Source organism: Streptomyces krungchingensis, assembly GCF_054729265.1.
Genome location: NZ_JBPUKY010000001.1, coordinates 922,873 through 941,604, shown reverse-complemented (window position 1 = coordinate 941,604; position 18,732 = coordinate 922,873). Strand labels below are relative to the sequence as shown.

The window sequence follows — 18,732 nt, the reverse complement described above, 5'->3', positions numbered from 1 at the left end:
GGGAAGTCTCCTGCCGTGCGTCACGCGGTCGGTCATCAACTTATCGTCAACGTCTTTGTACAACAGCCGAGTTGAGAGATGGAGGGAGGTGCGGGGGCGCGGACCGGGTGGCCCGGGTCCATGGTGTCGAGGGTGATCACGGGGACGTGCTGGGACAGGGTGCGCAGGGCCCGCTCGTACGCGTCGACCGCCTCGGTGTCGTCGGCCTCGCCGGTGACGTGCAGGAGGACGCCGTCGCGTTCGGCCACCGCCTCCGCGAAGTCGAGCGCCTGGATCCATGTGACCCGCGAGCGCCCCCGGCGCAGCGGCCCGTAGACCAGTTCATGGACGAGGCTGCCGTCGATGGCCAACCGGCCCGGGGCGGCCAGGAGTTCGCGGTACGGCTGGGTGGGATCCACATGGTGGAGGTGTCCGCGCGAGCGGCGGATCAGGAATCCCTCCCGGGCCAGGTCCGCGATCAGACCGCTCCTGCCGATGCCGTCGGGACCCTCGACGACCAGCGTCCGGCACTGCGCGAGGGCCTGGTGGAGGATCATCCCCGCACCCACTCCCCTCCTGCACCCTCCCGGACGAACGACGCCACCAGTGTGAAGGCGACAACCCGCACGCCGGGAGTGTGCGTGCGGGTTGTCCGGTTGTGCGGGCGTAGTGGTGCGGGGCCGGTGCGGAACGCCGTACTCCGTGCGGGCCGCGGGCCCGACGGGCCTGTTGCGGCCCCGTGCGGTGCTGGGGCTCAGGCGATCAGGAAGTCGGCCTGGCCGGACTTGGCGCCCTGGAGGAACGCGATCATCTCGTCACGGGTGTACACCAGCGCGGGCCCCTCGGGATCCTTGGACTGACGAAGGGCGACGCTGCCGTCCGGCAGCCGCTTGGCCTCGACACAGCTTCCGCCGTTCGTGCCGCTCCAGGGCTTGACCCAGCCCTCGGTTCCCAGTTCGGCGGCGGACATGCCGCTGTGGACGGATCCCATGGATCACAACTCCTTACGCAGTTCACCCAGGATGGCCCTGGTCCGAGCGACCGGTTCCGCCTGCACGGACATCCGGTCCAGTACTTCGAGATAGCTGACGACGTCGTCCGGCCGGTCGACGTAGACCGCGCCGGCCAGGCTCTCCGTGTAGACGACGTCGGGGAGTTCGGAGAAGCCGAAGCGGAAGTGGTGGAAGGGCCCGAACGCACCCGGGTGCGCACCCACGCCGAAGCGCATGATCTGGATCCGGACCTTCGGCATGTCCAGAGCGTCGTGCAACCGGTCGATCTGGGCGCGCATCACCTCGGCTCCGCCCACCGGCCGGCGCAGTACCGTCTCGTCCAGAATGGCCCACACGGCGGGTGCGTCCGGCTTGGCGAGCAGGTCCTGACGTTTGACCCGCAGGGCGACGCGGCGGGCGATATCCTCCTTCGACTCGTTGGGAAAACCGACGCGCATGAGCGCGGTGGCGTACTCGTGCGTCTGCAACAGGCCGGGAACGTAGTGGGGTTCGTAGAGGCGGATGACGCTCGCCTCGCTCTCCAGGCTCACGTAGGCGCTGAACCACTCGGGCAGCACGTCGCGGTACTTGTACCACCAGCCCGGCTGGTTGGCCTCCCTGGCCAGGGCGAGGAAGTCGTCGATCTCCGCGGCCGGCACGCCGTACGTGTGCAGCAACTCCCGCACGTACGGGATGCGGAGTCCGACCTCGGCCTTCTCGATCCGCCGCACCGTCAGGGGAGTGACCTCGATCGCGCGTGCCGCGTCCTCGAACGACACGCCCGCCTGTTCCCTCAGGTGACGCAGTCGTTTTCCGAGGACCATCCGCAGGACGGTCGGCGCGCTGCCGCCAGGGCGGTTCTCGCTCACGTCCTACCTCCCGGGACGGCTGCCACAGCGTGCAGTGTGCCACGCGCTTCCTGACAGAGACAGAGCGATGCGAATCGTTCTGAAATTATCAGAACGCAGCTTGCACGTTGAGTCTGTCGGCGACCATAGTGATCGAGTGACCTGCCGCACATTCGGCTTCGGTCACAGACAACTGCGCCCGCCGGTACGGGACATGACGTCCCGCCAGACGAGCCGACCGGCGCAGCCGCACGCGGACGTGAGGCGAGACGGGGATGGCCACCGTGACCGACGGACAAGCAAGGAACGCCGGCAAGGCCCCCGCCGGGGGCAACAAGGTGCTGGCGGCCGCCCTCAAGGAGGCCGGTTGTTCCTACGCCTCGCTCGCCCTGCGCGTCAACGAGCTCGGCCGCCGTCAGGGCACGGACTCCCACTACGACAAGGCGTCGGTCACCCGCTGGCTCCAGGGTCAGCAACCGCGCGGAACCACGCCGGAGTTGATCGCCGCCGTGCTGTCCGAGCGGCTCGGCCGGGCCGTGTCCCCCGCGGACCTGGGCTTCCATTCCGATCAGCAGCGCCCCGTCGCGAGCAGGGCGCTCGTCTATGGCGAAGACGTGGCAGAAACCCTTCACACCCTGGCGGAACTGGGGTCCACCGACATCTCCCGCCGCAGCCTCCTCGGCGCGGTCCCCTTCGTGGCCGCCGCACTGACGAATCCACAACGCGAATGGCTGCTGTGGCTGCTGGAGCAACAGGAGTCCGGGCGTCCGACGGCGGCGGCGAGCGACGGACCGGTCGAGCAGGTGCACGCGATGATCGCCATGTTCGACCAGATGGACAACCATTACGGCGGCGGAGGAGTGCGCACCAGCATCGTGCACTACCTCTCCACCGAGGTCGTCCCCATGCTCCAGCGCCGGGGCACGCCGTCCCACCTGCGCCGTCGGCTGTACGCCGCCGCCGCGCGTCTCGCCGCGATGGCCGGCTGGAGTTCGTACGACGCGGGGGAGTACGGACTGGCTCAGCGCTATATGACGCAGGCCCTGAGACTGTGCGCGGAGGGCCGCGACCGGGTGCTCGGCGGTCAGATCCTGGCCGGTCTCTCCCACCTGGCCACCAACCTCGGCCGGCCGGACGAAGGGGTGGCCCTCGCCCGCGCGGGGATCGTCACCGCGCAGGGAGCCGGCAGTCCGCTGGGGCTGATGCGCCTGCACGCCATGGCCGCCCGAGGTCACGCCGCGCAGGGCCGCCACGGCGAGGCCTCCGAGGCGCTGCGCCTGGCCGACCGGCAGCTGGAGGCGAGCAAGGGGCCCGCGCAGGAGTCGGTGTGGGTTCGCTATCTCGATCACCACTATCTCCAGGCCGAGTCCGCCCTGTGCTTCCGCGACCTGGGTCTGGCCGCGCAGGCGGAGCGCACGGCGAGCGAGTCGCTCAGCGCCAACCCCGACCGGCGCAGGCGCCAGGCCATCAGCCGCTCCGTCCTGGCGACCGCCCATCTTCAGCAGGACCGTCTGGACGAGGCGGTCGGTACCGCGACCGAGGCGCTCGACACCCTCAGCACGGTGCACAGCGAGCGGTCGATCCAGGCCCTGCGGGACTTCCGCAGGCGGCTGGAGCCGCGCCGTCACGAGCCCGTGGTGCAGGAGTTCGAGCGCAGGTCGCGTGCCGTGCTGGGGGTGGCTGCATGACCCGGGCCCGGGGCGACGCCGGTCCTGCCGGTGCCCCGGCCGCGGATCCGGTGCCTCAGTACCCGTCCGGGGACGGGGCGTTCTGAGCCCGGTCCACCGGCAGGTGGGCACCGGAGATCCCGCTCGACCAGTCGGACAGCAGGAACGCCACGACCCTGGCCACCTCCTGCGGCGCCACCGGCCCGCCGCTCGGCAGCTCCGCCGCCACGAAGTGGGCGAACGCCTCGGGGTCCTCCCGGCGCATCCGGTCCCAGCGCCGGCCCGGGATGAGCATGGAGCCGGGGGAGACGGCGTTCACCCTGATGTTGTCCGGGCCGAGCTCCCGGGCGAGCGATGCGGCCAGATGGATCTGCGCGGACTTCGCGACCCCGTACTGGGCCGGGGGACCGGGCTTCCAGCCGGAGATCGACGAGATCACCACGACCGAGCCGCCGCCCGCCGCCCGCAGGTGCGGGACGGCCGCCCGTACCAGCCGGGCCGCGTGGCCGACGTTGACCTCCCAGGTGGCCGCCCAGTCGTCGGGGGCCGCCTGCTCGATGCCGCCGCCGCGGGATCCGCCCGCGCAGGCCACCACTCCGTCCAGACCGCCGAAACGTTTCGCCGTGGCCACGACAAAGTCTTCCAGTGCGCCGGGCGCGGTGACGTCGAGCGGCCGGGTGAACGTCTCCGCGTCCAGCGACGCCGTCAGTGCCTCCAGGTCGCGGACCGTACGGGCGCAGGTCGCCACCCGCGCGCCCTCGGCGGACAGCAGTCGCACGATCTGCTCGCCGAGCCCCCGGGTGCCGCCGGTGACCAGTACGCGCTTTCCGCGCACGCCGGACCAGCCGGTGTCGCCGTCCGCGTACACCGCCGTCCCTCCCCCGTCCACGTTCCTCACGCGATCGAACATACATCCCATGCCACTACGTGCCTGCAACCGGACAACCCGAATACCCCCTGGTCGCCCGGCTACTCCGGCGTGTTGGCTGCTGGGGCAGCCATCCAGACCGACCCCCCACCCGTGCTGCCTCCGAAGGAGGATCGATGACGGCATCCAGGGCGCATCGCCGCGGGCCGTCGCCCTCGCTGGCGGATGACGTCCCCGCGCGGCTGCCCGACGGCCGCGCGTCGGCGTGTGACGACCACGGGGCGGACGACCGGACGCCCGCGGCGCGGCCCCGGCCCGCCGAGGCGGCGGCCGACATCCCCTTCACCGCGGTGCCCGCCGTGCCGCTCCTGGCATCGGAGTCCGGGGCGACTCCGGCGGCGCCCGTGGACCAGGCCCACCTCCTGCGCACCACCGTCCCCGCCCACCCCTCACGCTCGCCACGCCTGCGGGCGATGGTCACCGAACACCTCAGGCACCTCCGGCTCGCGCCCGAGCACCTGGACAACGCTGTTCTCGCGACGGACGAACTGTTCGGCAACGCGCTCAAGCACGGCAGCCCCGACCGCGGCGACACCGTGACCGTCACCGTCGAGTACACCCGGTGCGAGCTGCGCGTCACCGTCGCCGACCGCTCGCCCGCCCTGCCGCGGCCGCGCACCGCGGAGGGGGCCGAGGAGTCGGGACGCGGGCTGGCCATCGTGGCCGCCCTGACCGACGACTGGGGCGTGGCCCCGCCCGACCCGGGCCTCACCGGCAAGAAGGTGTGGTTCACGCTGGTGCTCCAGGGACTGCCGTGAGCCGATCGCCGATGCGCCCGGCGACCGGCTCGGAGGGGCTGTCCGCCCCTGTGGCGGTCGACGGGGAGGTGCGGTCCGCGCCACCCACGGCAGGCGCGGGACCGCCCGCATCACCGGAGGCCGGCCGCCCCGCGCGGCCCGTGCCCTCGCCGGCCGACGGCGTACCGCTCGCGCCCGCGCCGCCTGCGCCGCCCGCGCCGCTCGCGCCCGCGGCGGTCTGCGAACCGTGGCGGCCCTTGCCTGTGCCTGCGCCTGCGCCCGCGTCTTCGGCGATGGGCGGAGAGGTGCCCGCCTCCTCGGAGGTCGTCGGCCGGGAGACGGCCTCGGGGTTCGGCCGACAGACGCGGTCCGATCCCCCGGTGGGCGCCGCGGCGGCATCGCCCGGGCTCACGACCGGGCGGCCGGTGGTTCCGGGACTCGCGGCGGCGCTGGCCGCGGAACTGCTGCGCCGGGTGGACGAGGAACGACGCCTGATGCGGCAGGCACGGACGGCCCCCGACCCTCGGTGGCACCCCGCCCTCGCCCGGTGCCGTGAGGACAACGCCGAGGCCCTCGCCACCGTCGTCCACCGGTACGGCTGGCCCGCCGCCGACCTGGTCGGCCTCCCCGCTTCCACCGCGGCGCTGATGATCCTGCTGCACGCCCCCTGCCTGGACTTTCAGCTCACGTGCCGCGACCTGATCGCCGACGCCGCGGCGGACGGGCGCTGCCCCGCCCTCCATCACGCGTACATCGCCGACCACTGCGCCGTGGAACTGGGCCGGCCCCAGTACTACGGCACCCGCGTCGACCCCGCGACGCTGCGCCCGTACCCCGTGCGCCGGCCGCAGACCCTCGACGAGCGTCGGCGCGACGTCGGCCTCGGCCCCCTCGACGAGCAGCTGAGCCGTCTGCGGGCCGGTGGATGAGACGCCTCGGGACGTGATGTGCAGCACGCGGGGAAATCCCTCCGCGGCGGCCGGGGAAAGGTTCTGGCTGCGCACGGCTTGATCGCCGATCAAGAAAGGCGAAATCCCTGGCCACGGCACGTTCGGCGCATTTGACACCTCATTGGGGCCACAGATAGGAAAAGCCCTCTGAAGTGGAGAGGTGGACTGTGCGCGAGCCGAACGTGGTCGGGGACTGGCAGGAGTACGACGAGCATGCCGGTCTGCGTGTCCGCGTCCATGGAGTGGAGAAGGCGGAGCCGCCGCGAGGACGCGACGACGCCGCCGACGGACTCGCCTACTTCGCTTTTCGAGTGACGGTCGAAAACCGAACGACCGAGCATTTCGGGATCCACCTGGAAGACGGCCAGATCGACATCCGCATCGGCGCCGACGGCGAGAGCGCATTCCTGGACTGGCGGAACTCCCAGTTCATCGAGGGTTTCGACGTCTACCCGCTGCGCCGGGCCACCGCCGTCCTCTTCGCCGCGGGAGCGGAGGCGTTCCTGCACCGCGTGGACATCCAGGTCCAGCTGAAGGTCGACGACGAGTGGACCGAGCGGTACCTCTGGGCGGGCGGCATCGACCCGTACGAGACCACTGTCGAGGCGGGCGCCCGTCCCGACACGGCCCGGGACAGCCTGGCCTGCCAGGTGAGCAACTTCCTCCGCAGGGAAGCCGAGTCCTGAGCCGCGACAGCGCCGGCTAGCGCTCCCCGGCCGGGTTCCCCTCCACCCACTGGATGAGGAGCTGACGCACGTACGGGTTGCCGTCCTGCGCGGCGTGCGCCAGCCGCTCCGCGCTCGCCCGCGCGGCGCGCCACTCCGCGGGGGTGTCCTCGTCGTGGGCGTGGTCGGCGGCGGCCAGCGCGTCGGCCGCCAGCCGGCGGAGATCCTCGGACAGATCGTCGTCGGCGGCGGCGCGGTACGCCTCGAGGCGCAGCCCCGCCATGTCACGGGAGGCGCTGTCGGAGGCCGCCGGGGGCTGGGCGTAGCCGCTGACGGCGATGACCGCACAGAAGGCGGACACGTCCTGGCGGCTCTGCCGCTGCCCCTTCGCGATGGCGGGGGCGAGCCACGAGGGGGCCTTCCAGTGGAGGACCGCGGTGGCCGCGGCGAGTGCGACGGCCAGCAGCACGACCGGGATCCATCCGCCCAGGAACCACCCGACCGGGCCGAGCACCAGAAAACAGACAGCGCTGCACATCCATATGCGACGGCGGCCGAGCCTCAGGTGTCGTGGATCCATGGGGCTCAGTGTCGCAGGCACACCGTCGCCGTGATGAGGCGGCGGGGCGATTCCCGCCCGGCTGCGCCACGGGCCCCGCGGCCGGCTCCGCGGCGGGCGTCGCCGTCTCCCGCGCCGACCGGAGGCACGTCTCAGGTCGGCGAGCGAATCGGCTCCCACCGGCGGCCGTCCGTTCCGCGTCACCGCCTCGGCGACGGCCACTCGACCCCGCCTCCGGCCGGCCCGGTGAGTCCACGAGGTGATGCGCCGCCTCGCTCGGGTTCACTCGCTCGACTCCGCCTCTGTATACGGATTTTGGCCAGACGTCGTGAGGTCCGCGGGGGCGGCGGGCGTCACGTGTCGCGAGTCCCGCACGGGGCGTCGCGCCGCCTGTCGGCCATCGCGGCGTTAGCGTGGCGCGTATGCGGCATCACGGTCGGCGGCGGGCCGGAGTCCTCGGGGCGTTTCTCGTGCTGTGCGTGGCCGGCTGCGGCGGCGGGGGAGGGGGTGGCACGTCGTCGGCGACCCCCGAGCTCAAGGCGTCGTCGAAGCTCGGGGTGTCGAGCCCCGCGTTCGCGGACGGCGGCACGATTCCACGCCGCTACACCTGTGACGGTGAGAACGTCTCACCGCCCCTGGACTTCTCCGGGGTGCCGCAGGGCGCCGCCGGGCTGGTCGTGCTGGTCGAGGACCCGGACGCCCCGGGTGGCACCTTCGTGCACTGGACCGTGTGGAGCGTCGATCCGCACGAGACGGCGCTGGCGGCGGGCGCCGTGCCGCACGGAGCCGTGCAGGGCCGCAACGGCTTCGGGAAGCTCGGATACGGCGGCCCCTGCCCGCCGGAGGGGAAGGCGCACCACTACGTCTTCTCGGTGTTCGCGGCCGACGTGAATCCGACCCTCCCCGAGGGGGCCGGGGCGGGCGATGTGAAACGCGCGCTGGCCGGGCATGTCACGGCTTCGGGGCAGCTGGTCGGCCGCTACGGCCGGTGACCGGCGGCCGGGCGGTGATTGGCCGGAGATCGCCCTGGCCGCCCCGGTCGCCGCTTCGTACGATGCCGTCACTCCCGGTCTTCACAGCTCCTTCACAGCCGGGGGAATGCGCATGCCTGATTGACATGTGCATGTTCAACCAACCCTTGATCCAACGCACTGGTCTGCGACGGCTCCTCGTCCGCGGGGAGCCGCACCCCCCATTCCAGGGCGGCGCACCGCGCGTGCCGCCGCCGGAACACCGACGCAATGGATTGGAGCCCCATGACTGGTGGGCTGCTACTGGGTGGCGCCATCGCCGCCCTGTTCGCCTCGGCACTCCCCGCGCACGACCCGTCCTCCGGGATCGTCGACCCGCCCCCGGACAAGATCGTCATCAAGGTCGCCACGGTGAACGGATCGGGATGTCCCCAGGGCACCGCGGCCGTCGCGGTCTCGCCGGACAACACGGCGTTCACGGTGACCTACAGCGACTACCTCGCGCAGGTCGGCGGCAATGCCGACCCGACCGCGTTCCGCAAGAACTGCCAGCTCAACCTGATCGTCCACGTGCCGCAGGGCTTCACCTACGCCATCGCCAGCGCCGACTACCGGGGCTTCGCCGCGCTCCAGCAGGGCGCGAGCAGCACCGAGAAGGCCTCGTACTACTTCCAGGGCTCGCCGAACACGGCCGCCATCACCCACCCGTTCCGGGGCCCGTACAACGACAACTGGCAGGCCACCGACGCCACGGACTGGGCCCAACTGGTGTGGGCGCCCTGTGGCGTTCAGCGGAACTTCAACATCAACACCGAACTCCGCGTCAACGCGGGGACGTCCACTCCCGGCAGCTCCAGCTTCATGACCATGGACTCGACGGACGGCGACATCAGCACCGTCTACCACCTGGCCTGGAAGGAGTGCCCGAGCTCCTGACCCCCGGCTCCCGGGGCTGAACACGCGCGTGCCCGGCCGGCTCCGTCGTGTCGGAGCCGGCCGGGCGTCGGCGGTTCGTCGACCGGCTCCGCCGCATCGGAGCCGGTCGCGTCAGGGAAGCAGCTTGTCGAGGGCTGCCGGACCTTCCTCCTTGAGCTTGCGCTCGGCCCAGGCGAGGTTGCGCGGGTTGATGTCGCGTCCCGCCGCGAGTACCAGGTCCTCGGCGGTCACGGCGCCCCCTGCACCGGTGTGCAGCAGCGAGTCGGGGGTCGCCCTGTCGTCGGACGGCGCGGACGCATCGGGTTGGCTCGTTGTCATGATCTCTCCCTGTTCCACGTGACCTGTTCTCACGCTACGGGCATTCCGCACCGCCCGCGCGACACGGCCCGCGGGCGCGTCCTGAGCCCGGACGCAAGCCGACGGGGCCGAATGGGAGGGGCAATCCGTTCGGGCGTACAACGATGTCGGTCGCGGCCCGTGCAGGTGATGGTGGAGGAACTCGCACCCCTGCGAATGATGGGAGCTTGACATGCGCATTCGTCTGATGGCCGCCGCCGGCCTGGCGACCGTGGCTCTTCTCGCCACGGCCGGGACTGCCGCCGCGGACGACCCCGACCCGGTCGGCGTCGCCGCGAACAGTCCCGGACTTCTGTCCGGCAATGTGATCCAGATCCCCGTGGACCTGGGTCTCAACCTCTGCGGCGACTCCATCGACGTGGTGGGCCTGCTGAACCCGGCGACCGACAACACGTGCACGGCCGACTGACGAAGCCGACACGTGTGCCGGGCAGGGGCTTCCTTGCCTGACTGAACGGTCACGTCCGCCGGGCAGGGATTTCCCTGCCCGGCGGACGCTTGTCTGCTTCCGGTCGGACATTCCGCCGTGTCGCAGGGGTCCCCGGGGCGTCTCCGGTGAGCGGCGCGTGGTGTGGTCGGTGTGATGTCGCTCGGTGCGCCTCCTCATGATGCAACTGCCTTTGGCGCGGCCGTCGTTGATGTGGTTTCGGTCAGTACGAGTCCGGCGGGACCGCCGGTGCGGGGCGTGGCGACGGCACCGTCCAGGGCTCTTTCCCGGACGGTGCGGGGTGCGTCGCCTCGTGGACGGTGAGCCGACGCCCGGTGTCCATTCATTGGTCTGTACATGACCATCGGGACGGGTCAGACTGTGCGCCGAGCAGCTCACCCCCCAACGAGGAGCAGACCTCATGCGCATGCCCGCACGGCAACGTTGTCACGCGGTCCTGGCAGGGCTCGTCACGCTCGCCACCGCCGTCGTCGTGTCCGTCGCCACCACCGCGCCCGCCCAGGCCGCCGACACCTGGACCGAGACGGGTTCGGACCGCGCCGATCCGCTGACCGAGAGCCAGGGCCTCACCTCGGTCGAGGTCCCGGCCGGCAGCCCCAACCACTACACGGGCATCGGCACCATTCCCATCGGTGTCAGCAGCCGCGGCTGGAACCACGTCGGAGACCCGGACGCCTCCTACAACGGCTACTACGTCGAGCCGTACCAGAGCGACTCCGGCAGCGCCAAGATGTTCCGGGTGCAGGCTCCGGGCGGCGCCTGGTCGGAGTACGTCCACGCGCTGAGCCCGGGCGAGGCCCTCAACAACTCGTTCGTCACCATCTCGCCCGGCGGCTCCTGGATGGTGTCCGGCGAGTGGGGCACGATGAACCGGCTCCTGGTGTTCCCGACGCCCGGCGTCAACTCGGGTACATCGCCCTCGGCGAACCTCCCGCAGGCGTCCACCATCAACCTGGACCACGCCGTACGCGACGTACAGGGCTGCGACTTCGTCACCGCGACGCGGCTGCTGTGCTCGTCCGACGACCCCGCGGGCACCCTCTTCGGCATCACCAAACCGCTGCTCCAGATCGACCTGTCGGGCGAGCCCAACGGCACGGCGGACGTGTCCGGTCACGTCACCGCCCTGCGTCAACTCCCCCTGCGCAGCGCCTGCTCGGGCGCGTTCGAGGCCGAGGGCATCGACTACGACCGGCGCACCGGCACCCTGCGGGTGATCGTCGTGTCGCCGGGCTTCTGCGTCCTGACCGACAGCAAGACCTACAAGTTCACCAGGAGTTGAGGCACACCGACAGCGGAACGGCCACCGGCCAGGGCGTCGGCGCGGGCACAAGATCGGCATGGGCGTAGGCGCCGGGCGTGCGGAGGTCTACTGTCGGTAGCAGTACCAGAGTGATGGGGGGCGGCCGGCTGTGGTGGAGGACGACGCCGTGATCGGCTGCACGGGGGAACTGCTCATCGGCACACGCGGATCGGCCGGTCCCGGCGAGATCCTCGTGCGGGTCCGGGGCGGATCCGAGACCTTCCTCGCCTGGTCGCCGGAGCCCCTGCCGACAGGGGCGACCGTGCTCGTGGTCGCGTCCCGCGGATGCCGTGCGGTCGACGTCATCAAGTGGGCCGACCCCCTGGAGGCGTTGGGCGGTCATCCCGCCGGCGCAGGCTGAGGAGGATGGACAACGATGTTCGGATACCGCGTTCCCGCTCCCGACCAGGCGATGCTGATCTCGGGAGGGAGGCGGGGACTCGGGGGAGCGCCCTTCCGGGTGGTGACGGGCCACGGCAAGTTCGTCCTGCCCGTCTTCCGCAAGACGCGCTTCCTCACGCTGTCGATGTGCGAGTCCGAGGTCACCGAGACCTGTGTCACCAAGCAGGGCATCTCCCTGCACGTCCGCGCCGTGATCGCGTTCAAGGTGGGCAACGACACCGAGAGCATCATCAACGCCGGACAGCGGTTCCTCTCCGACCAGGACCAGATGTCGGTGCTCACCGGGCGCATCTTCGCCGGCCATCTGCGCGCCATCATCGGCTCGATGACGGTGGAGGAGATCGTCACCGAACGGCAGAAGCTCGCCGCGGAGGTCCTGGACACCTCCAAGACCGAGATGGCGAAGATCGGGCTGATCGTCGACTCTCTGCAGATCCAGTCGATCGACGACGGCGACACCGGATACATCGACGCCATGTCCGCACCGCACAAGGCGGCGATCCAGCGGCAGGCCCAGATCGCCCAGGCCCAGGCCACCCAGGCGGCGGTCGAGGCCGAGCAGGTCGCGGCGCGCAACCAGGCCGAGTACGCGCGGCAGACCGCCGTGGTGAAGGCGGAGTACTCCGCCGAGGTGGACCGGGCCCAGGCCCAGGCCGCCCAGGCGGGACCGCTGGCGCAGGCCCACGCCCAGCAGGAGGTCCTCGCCGCGCAGACCGAACTCGCCCAGAAGCAGGCCGCGTTGCGACAGCAGCAACTGGTGGCCGAGATCGTGAAACCCGCCGAGGCCGAGGCCGAGCGGATCAGGGTGCTCGCCGTCGCCGACGCCGAGCGCATGAAGATCCAGGCCGAGGCCGCCGCCTCGCACGACCGTGTCGCGCTCGACCGGATGCTGATCGACCAGCTGCCGCAGATCGTCAAGGAGGCGGCGGGCGGGCTCGCCGGAGCCAACGTGAACGTCCTCAACGGCGCGGACGGCCTCGGCGAGATCGCGGCGGGACTGGTCGCCCAGGGGCTGACGATCCTGGACTCCGTCCGGCAGAACCTGAACGGCCAGAGCCCCGACACCCGCCCCGACAAGGCGGACGCACCGCTCGCACTCCAGGGCTACACCCGCACACCGGACGAGGACACCGACGAGGCCGGGCCGGAGAACGGCCGGACCGGCCAGGCCTGAAGCGTCCGGGCGGGCTCACCACCCGCCCGGAAGTCCGCGTTGCGCAACACATGTCACTGCTGTGTCACGGCCCCTCCGGGCGCCACAACTCCCCGGGCACGTGTCGTGTCGAACTGGGCGTGAATGAAAGGAACTTGGTCCTTTCATCACATTGACCACCAAGCCCGGCCATTCGACCCGGCCGCGTCTTCATCACACGGGGAGCAGGACATGACCAGCGCGCAGCGTGCGACCGGCACGACGACCTCCACCACCGGCACCACGGGTGCCCGCCGCGGAAGGGGCACGGCCGCCCTGGCAGCCGCGTCCTTCCTGCTGCTCGCGGGCCTCGGCATCGCCGCCGCACCCGCCTCCTACGCGGGCACCCCCGGCGGCACCCAGGCGAACGACCGCAACTCCGACTTCGACGGCGACGGCTACGACGACGTCCTCATCGGCGCGCCGGAAGGCACCGTCGACGGCAAGAAGGGCGCCGGCTTCGTCACCGTCCAGTACGGGGCGGCGGGCGGCATCGGTGCCGGCAACAGCGTCCCCAAGGCGCGTACCGCCGTCTTCAGCCAGTCCACCGCCGGCGTCCCCGGCACCTCGGAGACCTACGACTCCTTCGGTGCGGCCGTCGCCACCGGAGACCTCGACGGCGACGGCTACGACGACGCGGTCGTCGCGGCGCCCGGCGAGGACGTCGGGTCCCTGGAGGACGCGGGCCGCGTGACGGTGCTGTACGGCTCCAGGAGCGGACTCGGCCCGGCCCGGAGCGTCACGTTCGCCTCCGCCGCCCCGGCGGCCGGCGCCCGCTTCGGCGCCGCCGTCACGGCAGCGCGGCTGACGGGGGACACGCCCGCCGACGTCGTCGCCGTACTCGACCAGCAGGGCGCGCAGTTGTTCACGTACAGCGGGGGCGCACTGCGCCACACCGGCACGCTCGACACGACCGCGCACCCCGCCGGCCGGGCCGTCCGGCCCGCCTACGTGACCACGGGTGACTACGACCGCGACGGCTATGCCGACCTCGTCGTCTCCGGCTACAGCCCCGACGACGACTACACGCAGGGCTGGTCGGCGGTCTACTCGGGCGGCGAACACGGCCTGACCCACCTGCGCGACCTGCGCGGCGGCATCTCCACGGCCTCGGGCGACATCGACAACGACGGCTACGACGATCTCGTCACCGGCCAGAACAGCAGCCCCGACGACGAGGCGGAGGGCCTGACCGGCGGACTCGTCGGTGTCTACCACGGCGGCGAGGACGGCCCCGAGGGCCAGGACGGGCCCGGCAGCGCCCCCCGGTGGTGGACCCAGAACTCGCCGGGGGTGCCCGGCACCGGAGAGCACGGCGACGCGTGGGGCACGGAGCTGTCCGTCGGCGACAGCGACGGCGACGGCTACGCGGACGTGGCCGTCGGCGCACCCGGTGAGGACATCGGCACCGTGTCGGACGCCGGCGCGGTGTGGCTGCTGCGCGGCTCGGCGGACGGTCTGACCGCGACGGGTGCGCAGTCCTTCGACCAGAACACCCCCGGCATCCCCGGCACCGCCGAGATGGACGACACATGGGGCGCGCAGGTACGGCTCGCCGACACGGACGCCGACGGCCGCAGCGAACTCCTGGCCGCCGCGCCCGGAGAGGACACCGCGGACGGCGTGGTTTGGCACCTGCCCGCCGGCACCAAGGGCCTGGTGGCCGACGGTTCCTGGCTCTTCGGGGCGAGTGCGCTGGGCGCGCCGGGCGGCGACGCCCGCTTCGGTGCCGCCGTCGACGAGTGACCGTCGACCACCACTCGGTACGTCCCCAGTCGCGTCGGCGCACGCCTTTGCCCGCGGCACCGTGAACCCGGTCGCCGTCGTCCGACGGCGGCCGGGTGCCGGGACTCCGGCGGCGTCCGCGCAACGGGGTCGCGAGCAGGTCGGGGAAAAGGGCTTCGGCCGCGTCCGCGTGCCACGGCCGGCCCGTGCGCGGGCCATGTGCACCGCCCCAGGTGGCAGGCAGGCTGCACCGGCGGGCCGGACACGTCGCCCGGTCCGTGCCGGAGTGGGGGAGGCCGGTGCTTCGGGTCCGGTGGGGGCGGTCGCGTGGTCCGGTCCGTGCCGGAGTGGGGGAGGCCGGGGCCTCGGGGCGGGTGCGACACCCGCAACATCGTTTTCCCTTGGTTCAAGACCCAACTGCCTTATGATCGGCGGCAGTCGACCGCTGCATCCCGCCCGCCCCAGGAGGAGCGCGTGCCCCGGACCCCTTCGCGACGTACCGCACTGCACGGCCTCGCGGCCGCCGGAGCCGCGGTCATCGGATTCGACCCCTTCACCCGAAGCTGGGCGACCACCACGTCCGCCCGGCCGCTGACCGGCCTCCCGCCGCTGGACGGGAGCATCCACACCGACGACGCCTCGCTCGGGGCCGCCGCCGACGACTTCGGGCACATCGTCCACCGGCGTCCCGTCGCCGTTCTGCGACCGGGCTCGGTCCAGGACGTCGTCGCGATGATCCGCTTCTGCAACACACATCGCGTCAAGGTCGCTCCCAGGGGCCAGGGCCACGCCACCCAGGGGCAGGCCCAGGTCGACGGAGGGCTGGTCATCGAGACCACGCCGCTCGCGGACATCGGCCCGGTCGGACCGGGCAGCAGGACGGTCACGGTCGGGGCGGGCGCCAAGTGGAGCGACGTCGCCAAGGCCACGATCGCCCACGGACTCACACCACCGACCTTCACCGACTATCTCGAACTCTCCGTCGGCGGCACTCTGTCGGTCGGCGGTCTGGGCGGCCAGACCCACCAGCAGGGCGCCCAGGTCGACAACGTCACGGAACTCCAGGTCGTCACCGGCGCGGGCGAGCTCGTACGCTGCTCCCCGACCCGCCACCGCGACCTGTTCCTCGCCGTGCTCGCGGGACTCGGTCAGTGCGCCGTGGTCGTCGGGGCCACCCTGCGTCTGGTCCGCGCACCCGAGACCGTGCGCCACTACCTTCTGCCGTACGACGACCTGCGGGTCTTCCTCGACGACCAGCGACGGCTCGTCGAGGAGGGGCGCTTCGCCTACGTCGAGGGCCAGGTCACCCCGGACGCCGGCGGAGCCTTCCGCGGCTACCTCCTCGAAGCGGTCGCCTACGGCCCGCCCGTCGGGCCCGCTCCCGACGACGCCCGGCTGCTGAGCCGGCTGCGCCACGACCCGTCGGGCGTACAGAAGTCGGACCTTGCGTACTGCGACTTCCTCGACCGGCTCGCGCCGAGTGTCGCCGCGCTGAAGGAGGCGGGCCTGTGGGCGTACGCCCACCCGTGGCTCAACCTGCTGCTGCCCGGTCGCACGGCCGCCGCCGTCGCCGGAGCCGTGCTGGACGACCTCACCCCCGAGGACCTCGGCCCGGGTGTCGTCCTCCTCTACCCGCTGCTGCGCGACCGGCTCGGCACCCCACTGCTGCGCATGCCCGACGACCGAGTGCCGTACCTGCTGGCCGTCCTGCGCACCACCCCGCCCGACGACACGGCCACCGTCGACCGTCTGCTCGCCGCCAACCGCGCCGCCTACGACACCGTCCACGCGGCTGGCGGCACCCACTACCCGGTCGGTTCCGTCCCCTTCGCACCCGCCGACTGGCGCGAGCACTTCGGGCCCGCCTGGCGCCGGCTGGCCACCGCCCGGCACACCTACGACCCGCGCGGCATCCTCGTCCCGGGCCAGGGCATCTTCTGACGGAGGCATGCCCCGGAACGCCGCCGGTCACCCCTGGTGCCAGCGGCCCGGCGCTCACGGGCACCGCTCACCAACGCTGCGGCTCACTGCCCACGATCGGTACGGACGGCTTGCCGTCCGTACCGACCGGGACGTCCCCGGCGAGCATCACGCGGTGCATGATCCGCGGATGGTCCACGTGCGCGGTGTCCCCGGGCGCCAGATGGATCGTGGCCCGGTTGTCCCAGAAGGCCACGCTGCCCGGCTCCCACCGGAACCGGACCGTGTACTCGGGGCGGGTGGCCTGCTCCAGCAGCATCTCCAGGATCGCCCCGCTCTCCGGCCGGGACAGCCCGATGAGCTGCTCGATGTAGTAGCCGTTGACGAACAGGACCCGTTCGCCGGTCTCCGGGTGCACCCTCACCAGCGGGTGGTCGGAGGCGATCTGATGGTCCAGCAGATGGCGCAGGTACGCGTCGTCCCCGGGCCGCGTCTGGTAGCCGACACCGAGCCGGTGCTCGGCGCGCAGCCCGTCGACGAACTCCCGCACCGGCTCCGACAGACCCGCGTAGGCGACGGCCAGATTGGACCAGGTGGTGTCACCGCCGTACGGCGGCACGGTCTCGGCACGCAGGATCGTCGCGGCGGGCGGATCGACCCGGGCACCGTGGTCGCAGTGCCAGCCCCGCAGGAGCGAATGGCGCCGCCGGCGCAGCCACTCCTCGTGACCCATGCCGTAACGCCCGCCCAGTTCCAGCCGGTCGGCGGTCGTCTCCACCTCGGGGAAGTCCTTCGGTGACGCGCTGCCGCGCGAACGGAGGCGGACCGGCTCGCCGAACCGCCGTGCGAACGCGATGTGGGAGGCGTGGTCGAGGTGCTGGTCCCGGAAGAACACCACCTTCCATCGCAGCACCGCCTCCCGGATGCGGGCGACGACGGTGTCGTCCAACTCGTCGGCCAGGTCGACTCCGGTGACTTCGGCGCCGATGTGGCCGGCGACCGGCTTCACCTCGAGTCGTGCGACCTGGTCCGTCATGTGGGCTCCGTCGATCGTGCGGTCGATTCGTCGGGCTCCAGCATGACGTGTGGGCCCGTCGCCGGACAGGGCGCGTCGCGGTGGGTGACGCGGATCTTCGACTGACCGTGCGGCAGTTCCTCCCAGTCGTCCATGAAGCGACCGGCCAGACCGTGCTTCTCGGCCAGGGCCAGGAGGGTCTCGGTGCGGTAGTAGAAGTCCTCGCGCAGCACGTGGTGCTCCGCGCCCTCGGTGCGGTCGAAGGTGAAGTCGAACCAGCCCCCGGGGGCCAGCACCCTGCCGACGTGGGCGAAGCACTCCTCGATGACGGGGAGCGGGGAGTGGGAGAAGACGCTGTGCGCGTGCACCACGTCGAAGTGGGCGTCCGGCAGGAAACCCAGCTTCAGGTCGCGCACCGGGGTGAGCGTGGGGAGCTGCTTCTGGAGCTCCATGCGCACCATCGTGTCCTGCGCGGCCAGCAGGATGTCGGGGGAGATGTCGATGCCGTAGTAGTGCCCGGGTTCCAGGTGCCTGATGAACCGCCAGCCCGCCCGCAGATTGCCGCAGCCGATCTCCAGCATCCGGTGCTCGGGGCGCAGGCCGTGGCCGAGCAGGTAGTCGAACTGCAGGGCGCCCAGGGCGAGCCACCGCTCGTGGCTGCGGCTGCCGACGGCCGCGTCCGGGTCGGCACGTGTGTCGGAGCGCATCACCGCGCGGTAGTACGAGATGTGGTCCGGCCAGCGGTGGCGCAGCCACGCGTCGCGGGCGGCACGGGCGACATGACGGGGCACCCGCCCGGGGTGGCGCAGCGCGTAGGCGACGCGGTGCCCGAGGGCCGCGCGATTGACGGAGACGTTCTTGGCAGGCACGTGGGTGTGTCCTCCTCCTTCGGCACGCGCGCGGCGGCGGCACCGCGCGCCTCGCTGGTCTCGACCCCAGCTTCGGCCCTGCGGAGGCCCCGTGCACGCGCTCGTCCGGCCCGCTGCCGGGCGCATGCGGGCGCGGCCGACGTCACCCCGCCGGACGCCGTGCGGCCGTACGGGGGACGCCGGGGCGCCGGCGGAGAACGCCCGCCGGAGGAGGAACACCCGAGGGGACGCGGGCGGTGACCGAAGAGCGGCCGTGTCGCCCGGAGCGT

The 18,732-nt window shown here is 72.1% G+C and carries 20 protein-coding genes; 12 read left to right on the top strand and 8 right to left on the bottom strand.

Going from position 1 to position 18,732, the window contains the following annotated elements:
• Nucleotides 1-35: 35 nt before the first annotated feature.
• The 3 genes from ACSYGO_RS04390 to ACSYGO_RS04380 all read right to left on the bottom strand — a co-directional run bounded on the left by ACSYGO_RS04390 (nucleotide 36) and on the right by ACSYGO_RS04380 (nucleotide 1,840).
• The gene (locus ACSYGO_RS04390; protein WP_426679955.1) at nucleotides 36-536 is read right to left on the bottom strand and encodes a hypothetical protein; all 501 of its coding nucleotides are present in this window, start codon (nucleotides 534-536) and stop codon (nucleotides 36-38) included.
• A 197-nt stretch (nucleotides 537-733) separates the two neighbouring features.
• Nucleotides 734-970, bottom strand: a complete 237-nt coding sequence (locus tag ACSYGO_RS04385; RefSeq protein WP_426679956.1) for a DUF397 domain-containing protein — start codon at nucleotides 968-970, stop codon at nucleotides 734-736.
• A 3-nt stretch (nucleotides 971-973) separates the two neighbouring features.
• Nucleotides 974-1,840: a helix-turn-helix domain-containing protein gene (locus ACSYGO_RS04380; protein ID WP_460385803.1), complete on the bottom strand. Its 867-nt coding sequence runs from the start codon at nucleotides 1,838-1,840 to the stop codon at nucleotides 974-976.
• Nucleotides 1,841-2,094: 254 nt separating this feature from the next.
• Between ACSYGO_RS04380 and ACSYGO_RS04375 the strand changes: the two genes are divergently transcribed.
• Nucleotides 2,095-3,507: a hypothetical protein gene (locus ACSYGO_RS04375; protein WP_426679958.1), complete on the top strand. Its 1,413-nt coding sequence runs from the start codon at nucleotides 2,095-2,097 to the stop codon at nucleotides 3,505-3,507.
• Between the two features lie 55 nt (nucleotides 3,508-3,562).
• On the opposite strand, the gene ACSYGO_RS04370 is transcribed toward ACSYGO_RS04375, so the two are convergent.
• The gene (locus ACSYGO_RS04370) at nucleotides 3,563-4,384 is read right to left on the bottom strand and encodes an SDR family NAD(P)-dependent oxidoreductase (RefSeq protein ID WP_460385802.1); all 822 of its coding nucleotides are present in this window, start codon (nucleotides 4,382-4,384) and stop codon (nucleotides 3,563-3,565) included.
• 146 nt (nucleotides 4,385-4,530) lie between these two features.
• On the opposite strand from ACSYGO_RS04370, the gene ACSYGO_RS04365 reads away from it, so the two are divergent.
• The 3 genes from ACSYGO_RS04365 (at nucleotide 4,531) to ACSYGO_RS04355 (ending at nucleotide 6,787) form a co-directional block, all read left to right on the top strand.
• On the top strand, nucleotides 4,531-5,172 hold the full coding sequence (locus tag ACSYGO_RS04365; protein ID WP_460385801.1) for an ATP-binding protein: 642 nt from the start codon (nucleotides 4,531-4,533) through the stop codon (nucleotides 5,170-5,172).
• A 284-nt stretch (nucleotides 5,173-5,456) separates the two neighbouring features.
• On the top strand, nucleotides 5,457-6,080 hold the full coding sequence (locus ACSYGO_RS04360) for a DUF6624 domain-containing protein (protein WP_460385800.1): 624 nt from the start codon (nucleotides 5,457-5,459) through the stop codon (nucleotides 6,078-6,080).
• Between the two features lie 188 nt (nucleotides 6,081-6,268).
• A complete protein-coding gene (locus ACSYGO_RS04355; protein ID WP_426679961.1) occupies nucleotides 6,269-6,787 on the top strand; it encodes a hypothetical protein in 519 nt (172 codons plus the stop codon).
• 16 nt (nucleotides 6,788-6,803) lie between these two features.
• On the opposite strand, the gene ACSYGO_RS04350 is transcribed toward ACSYGO_RS04355, so the two are convergent.
• Nucleotides 6,804-7,346 carry a hypothetical protein gene (locus tag ACSYGO_RS04350; protein WP_426679962.1) on the bottom strand — a complete coding sequence of 181 codons (543 nt, stop codon included), beginning with the start codon at nucleotides 7,344-7,346 and terminating at the stop codon, nucleotides 6,804-6,806.
• Nucleotides 7,347-7,747: 401 nt separating this feature from the next.
• Here ACSYGO_RS04350 and ACSYGO_RS04345 point away from each other — a divergent pair, with 401 nt between their 5' ends.
• Nucleotides 7,748-8,317: a YbhB/YbcL family Raf kinase inhibitor-like protein gene (locus tag ACSYGO_RS04345; RefSeq protein WP_460385799.1), complete on the top strand. Its 570-nt coding sequence runs from the start codon at nucleotides 7,748-7,750 to the stop codon at nucleotides 8,315-8,317.
• A 264-nt stretch (nucleotides 8,318-8,581) separates the two neighbouring features.
• A complete protein-coding gene (locus ACSYGO_RS04340) occupies nucleotides 8,582-9,232 on the top strand; it encodes a DUF4360 domain-containing protein (RefSeq protein WP_359501837.1) in 651 nt (216 codons plus the stop codon).
• Nucleotides 9,233-9,343: 111 nt separating this feature from the next.
• Here the strand turns inward: ACSYGO_RS04340 and ACSYGO_RS04335 are convergent, their stop codons facing one another.
• Nucleotides 9,344-9,550 carry a hypothetical protein gene (locus ACSYGO_RS04335; RefSeq protein ID WP_426679964.1) on the bottom strand — a complete coding sequence of 69 codons (207 nt, stop codon included), beginning with the start codon at nucleotides 9,548-9,550 and terminating at the stop codon, nucleotides 9,344-9,346.
• A gap of 211 nt (nucleotides 9,551-9,761) precedes the next feature.
• Between ACSYGO_RS04335 and ACSYGO_RS04330 the strand changes: the two genes are divergently transcribed.
• The 6 genes from ACSYGO_RS04330 (at nucleotide 9,762) to ACSYGO_RS04305 (ending at nucleotide 16,600) form a co-directional block, all read left to right on the top strand.
• On the top strand, nucleotides 9,762-9,998 hold the full coding sequence (locus tag ACSYGO_RS04330) for a chaplin (RefSeq protein ID WP_426679965.1): 237 nt from the start codon (nucleotides 9,762-9,764) through the stop codon (nucleotides 9,996-9,998).
• A gap of 439 nt (nucleotides 9,999-10,437) precedes the next feature.
• Nucleotides 10,438-11,319 (top strand): hypothetical protein, encoded by an 882-nt coding sequence (locus ACSYGO_RS04325; RefSeq protein WP_460385798.1) that lies wholly within the window; start codon nucleotides 10,438-10,440, stop codon nucleotides 11,317-11,319.
• 130 nt (nucleotides 11,320-11,449) lie between these two features.
• Nucleotides 11,450-11,701 (top strand): hypothetical protein, encoded by a 252-nt coding sequence (locus ACSYGO_RS04320; RefSeq protein ID WP_359501830.1) that lies wholly within the window; start codon nucleotides 11,450-11,452, stop codon nucleotides 11,699-11,701.
• Nucleotides 11,702-11,716: 15 nt separating this feature from the next.
• Complete coding sequence (locus ACSYGO_RS04315; protein ID WP_426679967.1) at nucleotides 11,717-12,916, top strand: SPFH domain-containing protein; 1,200 nt, start codon at nucleotides 11,717-11,719, stop codon at nucleotides 12,914-12,916.
• Nucleotides 12,917-13,126: 210 nt separating this feature from the next.
• The gene (locus ACSYGO_RS04310) at nucleotides 13,127-14,680 is read left to right on the top strand and encodes a VCBS repeat-containing protein (RefSeq protein WP_460385797.1); all 1,554 of its coding nucleotides are present in this window, start codon (nucleotides 13,127-13,129) and stop codon (nucleotides 14,678-14,680) included.
• A gap of 453 nt (nucleotides 14,681-15,133) precedes the next feature.
• Entirely contained in the window at nucleotides 15,134-16,600 is a 1,467-nt protein-coding gene (locus ACSYGO_RS04305) for an FAD-binding protein (protein ID WP_460385796.1), read from the top strand.
• Nucleotides 16,601-16,667: 67 nt separating this feature from the next.
• Here the strand turns inward: ACSYGO_RS04305 and ACSYGO_RS04300 are convergent, their stop codons facing one another.
• Nucleotides 16,668-17,615, bottom strand: coding sequence for a TauD/TfdA dioxygenase family protein (locus ACSYGO_RS04300; RefSeq protein ID WP_426679970.1), 948 nt, complete (start codon nucleotides 17,613-17,615; stop codon nucleotides 16,668-16,670).
• The gene (locus ACSYGO_RS04295; protein ID WP_432176047.1) at nucleotides 17,612-18,463 is read right to left on the bottom strand and encodes a class I SAM-dependent methyltransferase; all 852 of its coding nucleotides are present in this window, start codon (nucleotides 18,461-18,463) and stop codon (nucleotides 17,612-17,614) included. Before ACSYGO_RS04295 ends, ACSYGO_RS04300 begins: the two co-directional genes overlap by 4 nt.
• Between the last annotated feature and the right edge of the window lie 269 nt (nucleotides 18,464-18,732).

Bases quoted from the DNA above. Each gene is read 5' to 3' on its own strand.
- ACSYGO_RS04390 (WP_426679955.1), bottom strand. From the start codon at position 536: ATGATCCTCCACCAGGCCCTCGCGCAGTGCCGGACGCTGGTCGTCGAG.
- ACSYGO_RS04385 (WP_426679956.1), bottom strand. From the start codon at position 970: ATGGGATCCGTCCACAGCGGCATGTCCGCCGCCGAACTGGGAACCGAG.
- ACSYGO_RS04375 (WP_426679958.1), top strand. From the start codon at position 2,095: ATGGCCACCGTGACCGACGGACAAGCAAGGAACGCCGGCAAGGCCCCC.
- ACSYGO_RS04365 (WP_460385801.1), top strand. From the start codon at position 4,531: ATGACGGCATCCAGGGCGCATCGCCGCGGGCCGTCGCCCTCGCTGGCG.
- ACSYGO_RS04350 (WP_426679962.1), bottom strand. From the start codon at position 7,346: ATGGATCCACGACACCTGAGGCTCGGCCGCCGTCGCATATGGATGTGC.
- ACSYGO_RS04345 (WP_460385799.1), top strand. From the start codon at position 7,748: ATGCGGCATCACGGTCGGCGGCGGGCCGGAGTCCTCGGGGCGTTTCTC.
- ACSYGO_RS04340 (WP_359501837.1), top strand. From the start codon at position 8,582: ATGACTGGTGGGCTGCTACTGGGTGGCGCCATCGCCGCCCTGTTCGCC.
- ACSYGO_RS04335 (WP_426679964.1), bottom strand. From the start codon at position 9,550: ATGACAACGAGCCAACCCGATGCGTCCGCGCCGTCCGACGACAGGGCG.
- ACSYGO_RS04330 (WP_426679965.1), top strand. From the start codon at position 9,762: ATGCGCATTCGTCTGATGGCCGCCGCCGGCCTGGCGACCGTGGCTCTT.
- ACSYGO_RS04325 (WP_460385798.1), top strand. From the start codon at position 10,438: ATGCGCATGCCCGCACGGCAACGTTGTCACGCGGTCCTGGCAGGGCTC.
- ACSYGO_RS04315 (WP_426679967.1), top strand. From the start codon at position 11,717: ATGTTCGGATACCGCGTTCCCGCTCCCGACCAGGCGATGCTGATCTCG.
- ACSYGO_RS04310 (WP_460385797.1), top strand. From the start codon at position 13,127: ATGACCAGCGCGCAGCGTGCGACCGGCACGACGACCTCCACCACCGGC.
- ACSYGO_RS04300 (WP_426679970.1), bottom strand. From the start codon at position 17,615: ATGACGGACCAGGTCGCACGACTCGAGGTGAAGCCGGTCGCCGGCCAC.